This window comes from Streptomyces sp. HSG2, from assembly GCF_016598575.1.
Taxonomy (GTDB): domain Bacteria; phylum Actinomycetota; class Actinomycetes; order Streptomycetales; family Streptomycetaceae; genus Streptomyces.
This window is the reverse complement of record NZ_CP066801.1, coordinates 514,864-529,722: the sequence shown is the minus strand read 5'-3', so window position 1 is coordinate 529,722 and position 14,859 is coordinate 514,864. Positions and strand designations below refer to the sequence as shown.

Genomic DNA, 14,859 nt, shown 5'->3' with positions numbered 1-14,859 from the left:
CCCTTGCCCCCGGTCCCGCGGTGGGGAAGGCTGGCGTCCCGGGTCCCCCGGCCAGGGGGCCCGACACGTCCGGCATCGGCGGAGCTCGACACGGGGAGATCGCGACATGGCGCACGACAAGGGGCTGGGATGGCTGCTCGACGACCTGACCGAGCGCGTCGAACCCGTACGGCACGCCATGATCCTGTCCGGTGACGGACTGGTGACAGGGACAAGCACGGGGCTGCGGCGTGAGGACGCCGAGCATCTCGCCGCCGTCTCGTCCGGGCTGCACAGCCTTGCCACGGGGTCCGGACGTCACTTCGGGGCCGGGCGGGTGCGGCAGACCATGGTGGAGTTCGACGACGCCATACTGTTCGTCGCCGCCGCGGGCGAGGGCAGTTGCCTGTGCGTCCTCACCGGTGGCGACTCCGACATCGGGCAGATCGCCTACGAGATGACCCTGCTGGTGAACCGCGTCGGCGAGCACCTCGCCGTGGACGACCTCCGAGCCGTCCCTGCCCCCGCCGCCGAATCCTGAACCGACGTGTGCGGGTGCCGGAGCGCCCGCCGCGTGCCTCAGAGCCGGCCGACGTCCGTCACCCGGATCACGGCGCGACCCTCGGCGTCGGAGGCCGTGAGATCCACCTCCGCGCTGATGCCCCAGTCGTGGTCGCCGTTGGGATCGTCGAAGATCTGGCGCAGGCGCCACAGCCCGTTCCGCGGCTCCTCCTCGATGAGCAGCAGTCGGGGCCCGCGGGCGTCCGGGCCGGTGCCCAGGTCGTCGTACTCGTCCCAGTAGCCGTCCATCGCCTCACCCCAGGCGTCCGCGTCCCAGCCGGCGTCGGCGTCCATCTCGCCCAGCTCACGCACGTGATCGAGGGCGGCCAACTCCACCCGGCGGAACATGGCGTTGCGCACCAGGACCCGGAAGGCACGGGCGTTGGCGGTGACGGGCCTGACCTGGTCGGCCTTCTCCTGGGCCTCCTCGGCGGTCAGTTCCTCGGGGTTGGCCAACTGCTCCCACTCGTCCAGCAGGCTGGAGTCGACCTGGCGGACCATCTCGCCGAGCCACTCGACGAGGTCCTGGAGGTCGTCGGACTTGAGATCGTCCGGGATGGTGTGGTCGAGCGCCTTGTACGCGCCGGCCAGGTAGCGCAGCACGATCCCCTCGGTGCGCGCCAGGTCGTAGTACGAGATCAGCTCCGTGAAGGACAGCGCCCTCTCGTACATGTCCCGGATCACGGACTTCGGGGAGAGGGGGTGGTCACCGACCCACGGATGGCTGCGGCGGTAGGTGTCGTAGGCGTGGCCGAGCAACTCCTCCAGGGGCTTGGGGTACGTGACGTCCTGGAGGCGCTCCATGCGCTCCTCGTACTCCACGCCGTCGGCCTTCATCGCCGCGACCGCCTCCCCCCGTGCCTTGTTCTGCTGCGCGGCGAGGATCTGCCTCGGGTCGTCCAGCGTGGACTCCACCACCGAGACCATGTCCAGCGCGTACGACGGGGACGCGGGATCGAGCAGGTCGAACGCGGCCAACGCGAAGGTGGAGAGCGGCTGGTTGAGCGCGAAGTCCTGTTGGAGGTCGACGGTGAGCCGGAAGTCGCGATCCTCGGCGTCGGGTCCCGCCGTCCTCTCGACGATCCCGCCGTCCAGCAGCGACCGCTGGATGGCGATCGCCCGGCGGATGTGCCGCAGCTGGTTTTTGCGGGGTTCGTGGTTGTCCTCCAGCAGTCGGCGCATCGCGTCGAAGGCGTTGCCCGGGCGGGCGATCACCGACAGCAGCATGGTGTGTGTGACCCGGAACCTGGACGTCAGCGGCTCGGGGTCGGAGGCGATGAGCTTCTCGAACGTCTTCTCCGTCCAGGAGACGAAGCCCTCCGGGGCCTTCTTGCGGACCACCTTGCGACGTTTCTTGGGATCGTCCCCGGCCTTGGCCAGGGCCTTCTCGTTCTCGATCACGTGCTCGGGGGCCTGGGCCACGACCAGCCCCGCCGTATCGAAACCGGCCCGTCCCGCCCTGCCGGCGATCTGGTGGAACTCCCGGGCGCGCAGCGTTCGCACGCGACTCCCGTCGTACTTCGTGAGCGCCGTGAACAACACCGTCCGAATGGGGACGTTGACGCCGACCCCGAGGGTGTCGGTCCCGCAGATCACCTTCAACAGCCCCGCCTGCGCCAGCTTCTCCACCAACCGGCGGTACTTGGGCAGCATCCCGGCGTGGTGCACCCCGATGCCGTGCCGGACGTACCGGGAAAGGTTCCTGCCGAACTTGGTGGTGAACCGGAAGCCGCCGATCAGCTCGGCGATCCGGTCCTTCTCCTCCCGGCTGCACATGTTGATGCTCATCAGGGCCTGTGCGCGCTCCACCGCCTGGGCCTGGGTGAAGTGGACGATGTAGACCGGGGCCTGCCGGTGCGACAGGAGGTCGGTGAGCGTCTCGGTGAGCGGGGTGTGGCGGTACTCGTAGGACAGGGGAACCGGGCGGGTGGCCGAGCGGACGACGGCCGTGGGGCGCCGGGTCCTGCGCGCGAGGTCCTTCTCGAAGAAGGAGACGTCCCCCAGGGTCGCCGACATGAGGACGAACTGTGCCCGCTCCAGCTCCAACAGCGGGATCTGCCAGGCCCATCCCCGGTCGGGTTCCGCGTAGAAGTGGAACTCGTCCATCACGACCTGGCCGATGTCGGCGTCCTTGCCGTCCCGCAGCGCGATCGAGGCGAGAACCTCGGCGGTGCAGCAGATCACGGGCGCGTCGGCGTTCACGGAGGCGTCGCCCGTCAACATGCCCACGTTCTCGGTGCCGAACAGCTTGCACAGCTCGAAGAACTTCTCCGAGACCAGTGCCTTGATCGGGGCCGTGTAGAACGTGACCTCGTCCCGGGCCAGCGCGGCGAAGTGGGCCGCCGCGGCGATCATGCTCTTGCCGGACCCGGTGGGCGTCGACACGATCACGTTCGCCCCGGAGACCACCTCGATCAGTGCCTCCTCCTGATGGGGATAGAGCGTGAGGCCGCGTTCGTCGGCCCACGACTCGAAGGCCTCGTAGAGGGCGTCGGGGTCGGCGGTCCGCGGCAGCTGATCGATGAGGGTCACGCCCCCATCTTGCATGGCGTGGTCTCGGATGCGGGAATCGGCGACCGAAACGAAGATCATGAAGGCTACGCTGGGTCGCCGACGGCGGATCCATCGGCCGGGACCGGTCGGCGACACAGGCGGAATGGGGCGGGCGCGGGGCGATGATGGGACCAGCACACTCACTGTCGGGAGCCGCTGCCTGGCTCGGGGTCGGCGGAGCGGCGGCGGCCTGGGGCCATCCCATGCCCTGGCCCGTTCTGCTCGCGGGGGCGTTGATCTGCGCCGGGGCGGCGCTCGCGCCCGATCTCGACCACAAGGCGGCGACCATCTCCCGTGCTTTCGGGCCGGTGTCGCGTGGCCTCTGCGAGATCGTCGACAAGCTCTCCCACGCCGTCTACCAGGCCACCAGGAAACCGGGGGATCCCCGGCGCAACGGCGGGCACCGAACCCTCACGCACACCTGGCTCTGGGCCGTGCTCATCGGCGGCGGCACGTCGCTCCTGGCGATCACCGGCGGTCGGTGGGCCGTCCTGGCGATCCTCTTCGTGCACATGGTGCTGGCCATCGAAGGACTCCTGTGGCGGGCCACCCGGGGCTCCAGCAGCGATGTCCTCGTGTGGCTGCTGGCCGCGACGAGCGCCTGGATACTGGCCGAGCTGCTGGACGGGGCCGGCGGCGGCGCGGACTGGCTGTTCACCGCGCCGGGGCAGGAGTACCTGTGGCTCGGGCTGCCCATCGTGCTGGGCGCCCTGGTTCACGACCTGGGCGACGCGCTCACCGTCTCGGGTTGCCCGGTGCTCTGGCCGATACCCGTCGGCCGCAAGCGCTGGTACCCGGTCGGTCCTCCCCGGGCCCTGCGGTTTCGCGCGGGCAGCTGGGTGGAGCTGAAGGTGCTGATGCCCGCGTTCATGCTCCTCGGGGGTGTGGGCGGCGTCGTGGCGCTGAACGCCGTGTGAGTGGTCGGACTCCGCGACGGAGTCCGGGGGCACGGTGCGAGCCCGTGCCCGCTCCGGATCGGCCCTCGGCCCTCGGGAAGCCGAGAGCCCGCGCGGGCCAAGGCCCGCCCGGTCCAGACCTCGGTGTCAGGGGATCTCGTCCTCGTCGACGACGTGCACCGCCGCCTCCTCGGCCGACGCCGCGGCGCCGTCGATACCGACGTCGCGGGCCACCAAGGCGGCCTCCTCGTCCGTGCGGGCGCCCTCGTCCGGGGCCACCAACCGGCCCGAACGGGCCGCGCCGACCTCGTTGTCCAGGAGTTCGCCGTCGCTCCAGCCGCCGTCGCCGAGGCCGTCGTCGCCGTGGGGAGCGATGTCCGGTCGCTCCTCCGCGAGACGATCGTCGAGGCTGTCTCCCCGGCGGCGCCCGTCCGCGGTCACCCCGTCCCGCTCGACGGCCCGGGGCCGCTCGGGCGGGGACCAGCCTCGGTCCAACGGGTCGTCGACGCCGTCGTCCTCCAGCGTGTCACCCGAGTCCAGCACCCCGGTGTCCTCCCGCTGTTCGGAACCGTCGGGCTGATAGACGTCGTCCCCCCATCCGTCGGCGCTGTTCACGGCTGCCTCCAAGCGGCGGGCGGCGCGTCGGCCCACGCCCGCGTCGGGCGCGGGAGGGCCGACGATCGCTCCGGTCGGGTGACGCGGTCCTTCGGCGTCCCTGGTGTGGGTGTCCTCTTCCAGCGTTCCACCCTTGTCCGGTACCGCGCAACGTCTCCTGCGGACCGGTCTCCGACGGGCGGGCCCCCGGGGACACCTCGCGGGGGGTGTCCGGTCCGTCACCGGCGGGGCGTGAAACCGTGCCGGCGGGGCGCCGATGTCGTCCGGAGGGCGATCGACGTTCCCGTCGCCACCCGCCGGTGGTCGGATCGGCCCGAGAGAAGCCCCGCCGCCCCTCGCCTCGTGCCGGTGCCCTGCCGACGGGAACCCCGTGGGCGCCTCAGCCCCGATCGGCGCGTTCGGTCCGCAACTTCTTGACGCGGGAGGCCTCCTTGCGCACGTCGGCCTGTACCGCACGCTCTCGGACCAGCCACTCGGGGTTCTCTTCCCGCACCGCCTCGATTTCCGCGGTGGTCAGCGCCTCCGTCAATCCTCCGCGACGCAGTCCCGCGATCGAGACCCCCAGCCTCGCGGCCACCACCTGTCGAGGGTGAGGGCCCTCCCGACGCAGGTCACGGAGCCATTGCGGGGGGTCGGACTGGAGCGCGCCGAGCTCGGCGCGCGAGACGAGGCCCGCCCGGAACTCCGCCGGGGTGGCCTCGAGGTACACACCCAGCTTCCTCGCCGCGGTCGCGGGCTTCATGGTCTGGGTGTTCTGGTGCGACGTCATGTCCACCAGGGTATCGACCACCCGCGCCGCTCCCGACCTCGCCGGGTACCCTGGGCCGGTGACTGGCTCGGCAGGACCTCCCTCGTTCCGGCTCGCCTATGTTCCGGGGGTGATGCCCGGCAAGTGGGCGGGTGTGTGGCGGGAGCGGCTTCCCGGCGTGCCGCTCTCCCTGGAGCAGGTGGAGGCCGCCGACGCCGCGGACGTGCTGCTGGGCCGTGCCGCGGACGTGGGCCTGGTGCGGCTTCCCGTGGACCGGACGGTGCTGAGCGCGATCCCGCTGTACACCGAGACCACCGTGGCCGTCGTGCCACGAGACCACGTGTTCACCGCCGTCGACGAGGTGACGGCGGACGACATGGCCGACGAGATCGTCCTGAACCCCCTCGACGACGTACTGGGGTGGCGACCGTCGCCCGGCCTGCCTGCTCGGGAACGCCCCGAGACCACGGACGACGCGGTGCGGTTGGTGGCGGCGGGGATCGGGGTCCTCGTCGTGCCGCTGTCGCTGGCGCGACTGCACCATCGCAGGGACCTCGCCCACGTGCCCGTGGCGGACGCGCCGCGCTCCTCCGTGGCCCTTTCTTGGCCCGAGGACGGACACACCGACCTGGTGGAGGAGTTCATCGGGATCGTGCGCGGTCGGACCGTGAACAGTACGCGGGGACGCGGTCGGACGCCCGGTGCCCGGGATGCCGAGCGTGCGACGCCCCGGCGCGACTCGCGTGAGGGCGGCGGGTCGGCGGGCTCACCGACCGGGGGCCGGCCGTCCGCCCGTGACCCCCGGCGTGGGTCCGGGGCCGGGGGTTCCCGGGGGAGGGGACGTCCCCGCCGCCGTTCCTGATCGTCGGCCGGGTCAACCGGCCGACGGGGTGGGTGTCGGTGATGTCGTGTTCACGTCCAAGCCGGGCGGCTCGGTCAGCGCGGTCACGGGCTCGCCGGGCGGGGGAGCGGGCGGGGTCAGTTGGGCCTCCGGCAGCCCGGGCGGAGCGGTCTGCTGGAAGTTGACCTGGTCGAAATTGACCATGCCGGTCTTCTCCAACACGGTGATGTGGTCCAGCACGGTGTCGTTGGCCTGGTCCGCCAGCTGACGCACGAGCGAGTTCTTGGTGTTGGCCCGGACGTCCGCGATGACCGGGAAGATCTGGCCGTGCGTGATCCGCATGATGTTGACCGCCGTGGTGTCGAACTGTCGGCCGGTGGTCCCGTCCACCGTCGACACGAACTGCTGCTGTTGCGGCGAGGCCTGGTTCGGCAGCGTGATGCCGAGTTCGGGCGCGATCTTCCGGCAGGTCTCGTCGAGCCGGGCGTGCCCCGCCACCAGGTGCTCGCCGGCCTCCTTCATCTCGGGCGTGGTGCCGCGCTCCATCGCCATCAGCCCGAGGGGGTACTCCCACAGGCCGGCCGCCCTGACCTTCACGACGAAATCCCGGTCGGCCTCGCTGAGCGGGCCGAACCGGGTGTTCGCCACCACGCGGTCCTTGCCGCCCGCCGTGTTCTGGACCCCGAGCATCGTGGGGTAGGCGAGCGCGGTGAGCGTGAGGATCAGGGCACCACCGACGAAGGTGGCTCCCGCCGTGGCACGTGGGATGCGCATCGGGCCTCCTGGGACGAAGACAGACTGGTACGGGAGGGGATACGGATCGTCGCCCCGAACCGATCAACGCGATCGGGAATCGGTCGCGCCTCCTGTGGTGTCCCACCACGTGGGGAGCCGGACCGGTCCGGGCCGAACGCGGCTTCGGTCACGTCCCGCACGGGGCGAGGCGAGCGTGCCGGATCGTCGGTGGGGCCCGTCACTCGGACACGGCTCGCCCGATCGCCTCCACCAGTGGCAGCATCCGGTGCGGCACCCGCTCCCGGAGCGCCACCTCGCTACGGGTGCGCACCACGCCCGGCAGGCTGATGAGTGCCTGGACCACGTCCTCCAGGTGCGCGTTGTCCCGGGCCACCACACGGGTCAGGAGATCGCCCCCACCCGTGATCGAGAAGGCCTCGACGATCTCCGGGACGGCCGCCAGGGCCTCTCCCACCTCGTCCAGTCGGCCTTGGGTCACCTCGATGTGGACGAAGGCCAGGACCGGGTGGCCCAGAGCGGCGGGGGAGAGGTCCGGGCCCGAGGGGGTGATCACGCCGTTCCGCTCCAGCCGGTCCAGGCGAGCCTGGACGGTCCCCCGCGCGACCCCGAGGACGCGCGCGTACTCACGTACGCTGCCGCGCGGCTCTTCCAGCAGCAGCCGCAGGATCCGGGTGTCCAACGTGTCGACGCCCATTGGTGTCGCTCCTCCTCGGGGCTGGGCCGGTGGCTCGCTCGTGGCCCGACTTCGCGCCTCTTGACTGTACCAATGGCCCAGACATCAGGGAGCGACTTGAGCCAGTGGCCTCCGGGTGCTGATATGGATGCGACAAGGGCGCTGCGGACACCGCGGCGCCTTCGTCATGTCGAGACGATCGTCGAGTTCCCGAGGGGACGGCAGTGCTCAAGAAGGTCTTCGCGGCCCCGGATCCGGGCCGTGCCCGGCTGCGCTTCGCCACCCGGGGCGTGCTCGGCGTCGTGCTGGCCGTCGTCGCCTCCGGCCTGGCCGGCCACTCGACGGTCGGTGCGATCACCGGGGGCCTCGCCGCCCTCCTCGCCCTCTTCACGGTGACCGACACCACGATCCGGTCCCAGGCCGTCACCACCGCGTTGTTGCCGGTGGTGGGCCTGCCGCTGCTGGCCGCCGCCGCGGTGTTCCACGCCGACCCCGTGGCCCGCGACCTGACCTTCCTGGCGGTCGTGGGGGTCGGGGTCTACGCGCGCCGCTGGGGTCCGCGTGGCCACAGCCTGGGTGTGTTCGCGTTCATGACGTACTTCGTCGCCCAGTTCCTCGACGCCGGCCCGGGTCGCCTGCCCGAGCTGTACGCGGCGGTGCTGCTGTCGCTCGGGGTCGCGTCGCTCACGCGATTCGGCCTGTGGTGCTACGAGCGCCGGGATCCGCCCGCCGCCGTGCCGGCTCCCCCCGCCGCGCGCGGGCTGGCCCGGGTCACCACCCGTCAGGCGGTCCAGGCCACCGCCGGCGCCGGGTTCGCGCTCGTGGTCGGACAGCTGGTCTCGGGGGAGCGCTGGTACTGGGCGGTGGGGGCGACCTGGTGGATCTTCGTCGGCACCACCTCGCGCGGGGAGACCCTCGTCCGGGGCTTCCGCCGAGTCCTCGGAACCGTCGTCGGAGTCGGAGCGGCCCTGGTCGTCGCCGTTCCCGTGGCGGGAGCACCGGTGCCGACAGCCGCTCTCGTCGCCCTCTGCGTCTTCGGGATCTTCTACACCGCCGCGGTGTCGTATTCCTGGATGACGCTCTGCGTGACCCTGCTCGCCTCGCTGCTCTACGGGCTGCTGGGAGCGCTCACCCCCGGGCTGCTCGCCCTGCGGCTCGCCGAGACCGGCGTGGGAGCCCTCGGCGCCGCCATCGCGGTGACGCTCCTGCTTCCGGTCACCACGCACGGTGTCACCCAGGCCTCCGTCCGTCGCGCGCTGAGGTGTGTCCACGTCTGCACAACGGAGGTCGCCGCCCGACTCGCCGGCGACCCGAAGGCCGATCCCGCGGCACGGGTGGCGGAACTGGAGCGGGCGCTCGGCCGAGTCCGCCTCGCGGTGGCGCCGCTGCTCCACCCTCTCAGCCCGATGCCCGGGAGGAAGCGACGCGCCCGCGTGGTGGTGGCACTCCTGGACGACTGCGCGCGGGAGGTCGGCGCGCTGGCCGCTGCCGCGGTCGACCCGCGGGCGCTCCCCGACCTGCGGGACGCTTCCCGTCGCGTGGAGGCCGCCGTGGAGGCTCTCGCGGGGGGTGACGCGGCGCCGTCCCACGCCGCGCCGCCTCCGGCGGCGGGCGGCGCCGCCCTCGCGCACGCACACGGGGTGGAGAGCGCGCTCGCCGGGCTCGCCGCGCCGCTGCGCACACGCAGGCGGTTGCCGCCGGTGGCGGTCTGAGGAGCGGAGCCCCACGGCGTCGAAGGGACGGTACGGCGGCGGCCGGCCCGGCCCGCGGTCTCAGCGGGTCGGCGTCCCCGGCTGCCGAGGGGTGATGCCCAACGCCGTCGTGTACTTGCCCAGGGCCAGCTTGCCGACCGCCGGGTAGGGGCCAAGTGGCTGGGCGGCGGGGCAGTCGGCCTCCTTCGCGGCCTCCTCCAGCAAGGTCGCCTCGATCTCCGGGCCGATCAGGTACGGCGCGAGTGCCAACTGCCCGGAGCCGGAGGAACGCAGCCGCTCGGCCACGGAGGCGATGGCGCCCTCCTCGTCCAGCGCGGCGGCCATCACCGGCACCGCCAGTCGGGCGGCCAACAGCATGCCGGTGATCCCGGCCGCCTGCGCGGCCTCCTCGCCGCCCAGGGACGCGAGGATGATGCCGTCCGCCGCCGTCGCCACGGTGAACAGCCGGGCCCGGTCGGCACGGGCCAACCCCGCCTCGGAGAGGCGGACGTGCAGGGCCTCCGCCAGCAGGGGGTGCGGACCCAGTGCGTCGGTCAGCTCGACCGCCGCACGGCTGTCCATCACGGCCTGCCGGAGCCGACGCATCAACGCGCCGTCCGGGCCGGCCAGCAAGGGCACGACCACCGCCACGGGCGCGTCCGCGTCCGGAGCCTCGACGCCGGCCGTTGCGGCCGACTCCCGACGCGCGGCGCGTTCCTCGGTGGCCGTGGCGAGCACGGACCGCAGAGAAGACAGGTCCGCGTCGTCGCCGTCCACGAAGCCGACTCGGGCGTCGAGGCCGGGCAGTTCGGAACGCGCGATGCTGAGGACCTCCTCGGCGAGCCCCAGGGCGGCGCCGTCGGGCCCGCCCGGCACGGCGAGGACGAGCGCGGGCGCCCCCTCTGGAGCCGCCAGGGGCTCGGGGCGGCGGTGCCGTCCGGACTGGCGGGGGCGCGGCATTCGTACTGGCAGGCCGGACGCGGGCCCAGTGGGGGAGCTCATGGCGCCGCATGTTACTGGCTGTCCGCGCGCCGACGTTCGGGCAGGGGGCGGGTGAGCGGGATGCGTCCGGTTTTGTCCGAAGGGTGGCGGACGGATCCGCCGACATCGACATCTTTCGGTGGCGGGTGGGGTGTTCACCGCCGGAACCATATGGGTGCCGCCGCCCCGACGGACCTCGACGGACGCGGAAGCCGACGCCTCTCCCGGGGGAGGACTGGTATGCGCGAAGGAGGCACGGATGCGCCGCGCGCCGCCTGCCAGTAGGGTGACGGACCGTGGCACCACGACCCTTGCACGAGCTCGTCGAAGCAGGCTGGGCGAAGGCCCTCGAACCCGCGGCCGAACGCATCGCCGCGATGGGGGACTTCCTCCGAGCCGAGGTGGCCGCCGGTCGCACCTATCTGCCGTCCGGGGCGAACGTCCTGCGGGCCTTCCAGCGGCCCTTCGACGACGTGCGTGTGCTGATCGTCGGTCAGGACCCCTACCCGACGCCGGGGATGGCCGTGGGTCTGAGCTTCTCGGTCGCCCCGGAGGTACGCACGCTCCCGGGAAGCCTGGAGAACATCTTCCGCGAGATGCGCACCGACCTCGGAGCCCCCCGACCGTCGACCGGGGATCTGACACCGTGGACCGAGCAGGGGGTGCTGCTGCTGAACAGGGCGCTGACCACCGCCCCACGCCGTCCGGCCGCGCATCGCGGCAAGGGGTGGGAGGAGGTCACCGAGCAGGCCATCCGCGCTCTCGTCGCGCGGGACGAACCCTTGGTCTCGATCCTCTGGGGGCGGGACGCGCGCAACCTGCGACCGTTGCTCGGCGAGCTGCCGGCCGTCGAGTCCGCGCATCCGTCCCCGATGTCGGCGGACCGCGGCTTCTTCGGCTCCCGTCCCTTCAGCCGGGCCAACGACCTGCTGACGCGGCAGGGCGCCCGGCCGATCGACTGGCGCCTTCCCTAGGCCGACGGACCCGGCGCGACCGCGTCGAGGCGCGGGCCCCCGGGAGGCCGAGAGGTCCGGTCGCCTCAGGCGACCACGCCGGCCCGGACGCAGAGAACGTCCGGCAGGTGCGCGGCCAACCGCCGCCAACTGTCGCCCTCGTCGTCCGAGGCGAACAACTCGCCGTTGCGGTTGCCGAAGTACACGCCCGGTCGGTCCCGGTCGTCCAGACAGAGCGCGTCGCGCAGCACCGTGCCGTAGTGGTGCTCGCGTGGCAGCCCCGCCGTCAGCGGCTCCCAGGTCGCTCCGGCGTCCGACGTGCGAAAGACACGGCACCGGCGGTCGGCCGGCACGCGGTCGGAGTCCGCGTTGATCGGGAAGACGTACGCCGTCCCGCCCCTCCGAGGGTGCGCGGCGGCGGCGAAGCCGAAGGTGGACGGGAGCCCGCCGCCGATGTCCGACCAGTGCGCGCCCGCGTCGTCGCTGCGGTACACGCCCCAGTGGTTCTGCAGGTACAGGCGGTCGGGGTCGACCGCGTCACGGGCCACCTTGTGGACGCACTGCCCGAACTCGGGGTCGGGATCGGGGAGGAACACCGCCGAGACCCCGGCGTTGGAGGGCGACCAACTCGTACCGCCGTCCGAGCTGCGGAAGACGCCCGCCGCCGAGACCGCGACGGTGACCTCCCGCTCGTCGCGGGGGTCCGTCAGCACGGTGTGCAGTCCCTCGCCGCCACCCCCCGGTGTCCACCGTGACCGCGTCGGGTGCTCCCACAGGGCCCGGACCAGTTCGAAGGTCTCCCCGCGGTCCTCCGACCGGTAGAGCGCGGCGGGTTCCGTGCCCGCGTACACCACGTCGGGGTCGGTCGCGGACGGGTGTAGCTGCCAGACCCGTTCAAGGGAGGCCCCGGTGTCCTCGGGAAACCTGACCGGCGGCCGGTCGGGTTCCTTCCACGTCCGGCCCAGGTCGTCGGAGTGGAACACCGAGGGGCCCCAGTGCGCGCTGTCCCCGCCCGCCCACATCCGAGGACGCTCTCCGCGTGTGTCCAGGGCCACCGAGTACACGGCCTGGGCGGGGAATCGGGGCTCCTCGTCGAACTCCCAGGAGCCGTTCCGACGGCGCGCCAGGAACAACCCCTTGCGGGTGCCCACGGCGAGTACCACCTCGGGCATGCCGATCACCTCCACAGCCTTCGGCGACGCCCCTGGCCGCCCGCGGTCAGTGTGCCCCGGGCCCGGCGCCGCCACCGAGAGGCTCACCGTCCTCGCAGGTCGTGGGGCGCGTCTCGGCACGTCGAGGCCGTCACGGAGCCGCGCGGACGAGTCAGCCGGTGGTGCGGGCGGCGGCCAGGAGCGACTTCCAGTCCTGGAGCTTCACGGAGCCTCGCCCCAGGCTGTCGCCGAGCCGGGACTCGGCCCGCATGATGGCACGCCACCCCTCCCACTCCACCGGTCGCGCTCCCGCGGCGCGCAACGCGGGCAGTGGATCGTCGGGCAGCGCGCGCCGGGTCGGCGAGTCGGCGTCGGCCAGCAGCGAGAGCACCGTCTCCTTCGCACAGGGGCGGTTGCTCCCGATCACGCCGGTGGGGCCACGCTTGATCCACCCCGCCACGTACACGCCCGGGAGGACGGCCCCGTCCTCCAGGACACGTCCGGCCCGGTGGGGCACGGTGCCGGGTCCCGGGTCGAACGGCAGTCCGGCCTGTGGCACTCCTCGGTACCCGACCGATCGCAGGACCAGCCGTGCCTCGATCTCCACATGGCGGCCCGTGCCCCGCACCCCGCCGTCGCCGTCGGGCACGGTGCGTTCGAACCGCACCGCGCCCACTCTCCCGTGGACGGCCACCACCTCCACTGGGCGTAGGAAGAACCGCAGGCGGATCCGGGAGGGGGCCTTCGCCGGGGTGGTCCACCCGTGAAGGACCGCCATGTTCCGCGCGACGGGGCCGGGCAACCCGATGGGATCCCGGTAGGCCGGATCGAGGCGGGCCTCCGCGGGGTCCACGACGACGCCTGTGTCGGGCAGGGTGCCGAGTTCGCGCAGTTCCTTGGTGGTGAACCGGGCCTGCGACGGGCCGCGCCTGCCCACCACGTGGATGTCCCGCACGCGCGCGTCGCCCAGGATGGCGAGCGCTTCCTCGGGGATGTCGGTCCGGCGCAGCTCTGCCCGATGCCGCGCCAGCATCCGGGCGACGTCGACGGCCACGTTTCCCATGCCGATCACCACGGCCGAGCGGACGTCCCTCAGGAACCCCTCGTCCACCGCGTCCGGATGGGCGCTGTACCAGGAGACGAACTCCGTGGCGGACCAACTGCCCGGCAGATCCTCCCCGGGGACGCCGAGGCGCCGGTCCGCTGCGGCGCCCACGCAGTACACGACCGCGTGGTAGAGCTCGCGGACGCGGGAGGGCGACACACCGTCGGCCCCGACCGGGACGGCACCCAGGAACCGGACCCGTTCGTGCTCCAGCACCGCGCGCAGCGTGTGCTGCAACGATTTGATCTTCTCGTGGTCCGGGGCGACCCCGTAGCGCACCAGACCGTACGGGCAGGGGAGTCGGTCCAGGACGTCGACCCGGGCCGTGGGATCGCGCTCCACGATGCCCAGCGCGGTGTAACACCCGCTCGGGCCCGAACCCACCACGGCCACACGCAGCACGACGGCACTCCCTTCCCGGGGATTCCTCCAGCATGGCACCGCGCCGCTCAGCTCGACAGGGTGCCGCGCGCCGCCGCGCGACCGCGTCCCCCGCGCGGACGGAGAGCGTCCCGGCCGGGGCGTGACGCGTCGGGCGCCTTCCCCGTCCGGTCGTGCCGGGCACGGTCGCGGCCGGTGTGAGCGAAGCGCATCCGGACGATCCGCGCGCGACGGCGCCGCGTCCGGGGGTCACAGCATGGCGCGCATCCGGCCGATCTCGCTCGTCTGGGTCGCCACCACGTCGTCCGCCATCTCCTCGATCCGCACGTTGTTCCCCTGGGCCTTGACGTCGGCGACCATGGTCAGCGCGCCCTCGTGGTGAGTGATCATCAGCCGCAGGAACAGCCGATCGAAGGACTCGCCGCGGGCGTCCCGGAGGTCGTCCAGTTGAGACTCGGTGGCCATCCCCGGCATCGCGGCGTGGTGGTCGTGTCCGTGCGCTTCCGTCTCCTTCTCGCCGTGCTCGGAGAGCCAGCCCCGCATGGCGTCGATTTCCGGCCCTTGAGCCGCGGCGATCCGCTCGGCGATCCGCGTCACCGCCTCGGACGTGGCGCGCTCCGGCACCAACGCCGTCATCACCAGAGCCTGTTCGTGGTGGACGATCATGTCCCTCGCGTACGTCACGTCCGCCGAGTTGGGCGAGTCGTCGTCGACGCGCGATTCCCGGGCCTCCTCGGCGGAGAGCGTGCGGTTGCCCTCGCCGGGGAGGCCGGGCGCGACGACGGCCGGTTCGCCCGACGTCGCCGCGTCGGTGTCGGCGTCTCCCTCGCAACCGGCGAGAAGGAGAGCGGCCAGGGCGGCGACCGCGACGACGCGCGGTGAGCGGGGCGCGGGACGGAAGGGCACGGTGACCTCCTGTGACGGTCGAGGCTGGCACGTCGCGGGGGGCGTGCGGCGCGTGGCCGGACGGCGGGC

General features: G+C 72.7%; 14 protein-coding genes. 5 read left to right on the top strand and 9 right to left on the bottom strand.

All coding sequences use genetic code 11. The features are described from left to right. Positions 1-106: 106 nt before the first annotated feature. The gene (locus JEK78_RS01855) at positions 107-520 is read left to right on the top strand and encodes a roadblock/LC7 domain-containing protein (RefSeq protein WP_200262348.1); all 414 of its coding nucleotides are present in this window, start codon (positions 107-109) and stop codon (positions 518-520) included. A 38-nt stretch (positions 521-558) separates the two neighbouring features. Here JEK78_RS01855 and JEK78_RS01850 read toward each other — a convergent pair whose 3' ends face one another. Further along, a complete protein-coding gene (locus tag JEK78_RS01850) occupies positions 559-3,072 on the bottom strand; it encodes a DEAD/DEAH box helicase (RefSeq protein ID WP_200262347.1) in 2,514 nt (837 codons plus the stop codon). A 143-nt stretch (positions 3,073-3,215) separates the two neighbouring features. Here JEK78_RS01850 and JEK78_RS01845 point away from each other — a divergent pair, with 143 nt between their 5' ends. Continuing rightward, positions 3,216-4,010, top strand: coding sequence for a metal-dependent hydrolase (locus tag JEK78_RS01845; RefSeq protein WP_200262346.1), 795 nt, complete (start codon positions 3,216-3,218; stop codon positions 4,008-4,010). A gap of 126 nt (positions 4,011-4,136) precedes the next feature. Here the strand turns inward: JEK78_RS01845 and JEK78_RS01840 are convergent, their stop codons facing one another. Continuing rightward, positions 4,137-4,604, bottom strand: coding sequence for a DUF5709 domain-containing protein (locus tag JEK78_RS01840; RefSeq protein WP_200262345.1), 468 nt, complete (start codon positions 4,602-4,604; stop codon positions 4,137-4,139). A gap of 379 nt (positions 4,605-4,983) precedes the next feature. Further along, the gene (locus JEK78_RS01835; protein ID WP_200262344.1) at positions 4,984-5,373 is read right to left on the bottom strand and encodes a DUF5997 family protein; all 390 of its coding nucleotides are present in this window, start codon (positions 5,371-5,373) and stop codon (positions 4,984-4,986) included. Between the two features lie 58 nt (positions 5,374-5,431). On the opposite strand from JEK78_RS01835, the gene JEK78_RS01830 reads away from it, so the two are divergent. Continuing rightward, positions 5,432-6,214 (top strand): LysR substrate-binding domain-containing protein, encoded by a 783-nt coding sequence (locus JEK78_RS01830; protein WP_200262343.1) that lies wholly within the window; start codon positions 5,432-5,434, stop codon positions 6,212-6,214. A 12-nt stretch (positions 6,215-6,226) separates the two neighbouring features. Here JEK78_RS01830 and JEK78_RS01825 read toward each other — a convergent pair whose 3' ends face one another. Next, positions 6,227-6,967: a DUF4142 domain-containing protein gene (locus tag JEK78_RS01825; protein ID WP_200262342.1), complete on the bottom strand. Its 741-nt coding sequence runs from the start codon at positions 6,965-6,967 to the stop codon at positions 6,227-6,229. 199 nt (positions 6,968-7,166) lie between these two features. Next, positions 7,167-7,643, bottom strand: coding sequence for an Lrp/AsnC family transcriptional regulator (locus tag JEK78_RS01820; protein WP_200262341.1), 477 nt, complete (start codon positions 7,641-7,643; stop codon positions 7,167-7,169). Positions 7,644-7,846: 203 nt separating this feature from the next. Between JEK78_RS01820 and JEK78_RS01815 the strand changes: the two genes are divergently transcribed. Further along, positions 7,847-9,334: an FUSC family protein gene (locus tag JEK78_RS01815; protein WP_200262340.1), complete on the top strand. Its 1,488-nt coding sequence runs from the start codon at positions 7,847-7,849 to the stop codon at positions 9,332-9,334. Positions 9,335-9,394: 60 nt separating this feature from the next. Here JEK78_RS01815 and JEK78_RS01810 read toward each other — a convergent pair whose 3' ends face one another. Continuing rightward, positions 9,395-10,315, bottom strand: a complete 921-nt coding sequence (locus tag JEK78_RS01810) for a hypothetical protein (protein WP_200262339.1) — start codon at positions 10,313-10,315, stop codon at positions 9,395-9,397. Positions 10,316-10,590: 275 nt separating this feature from the next. Here JEK78_RS01810 and JEK78_RS01805 point away from each other — a divergent pair, with 275 nt between their 5' ends. Further along, the gene (locus tag JEK78_RS01805; protein WP_200262338.1) at positions 10,591-11,268 is read left to right on the top strand and encodes a uracil-DNA glycosylase; all 678 of its coding nucleotides are present in this window, start codon (positions 10,591-10,593) and stop codon (positions 11,266-11,268) included. A gap of 65 nt (positions 11,269-11,333) precedes the next feature. Here the strand turns inward: JEK78_RS01805 and JEK78_RS01800 are convergent, their stop codons facing one another. The 3 genes from JEK78_RS01800 to JEK78_RS01790 all read right to left on the bottom strand — a co-directional run bounded on the left by JEK78_RS01800 (position 11,334) and on the right by JEK78_RS01790 (position 14,790). After that, complete coding sequence (locus JEK78_RS01800) at positions 11,334-12,419, bottom strand: sialidase family protein (RefSeq protein ID WP_200262337.1); 1,086 nt, start codon at positions 12,417-12,419, stop codon at positions 11,334-11,336. A 151-nt stretch (positions 12,420-12,570) separates the two neighbouring features. Next, positions 12,571-13,905 (bottom strand): FAD-dependent oxidoreductase, encoded by a 1,335-nt coding sequence (locus JEK78_RS01795; RefSeq protein ID WP_200262336.1) that lies wholly within the window; start codon positions 13,903-13,905, stop codon positions 12,571-12,573. Positions 13,906-14,133: 228 nt separating this feature from the next. Further along, entirely contained in the window at positions 14,134-14,790 is a 657-nt protein-coding gene (locus tag JEK78_RS01790; protein ID WP_242483231.1) for a DUF305 domain-containing protein, read from the bottom strand. Positions 14,791-14,859: the final 69 nt, after the last annotated feature.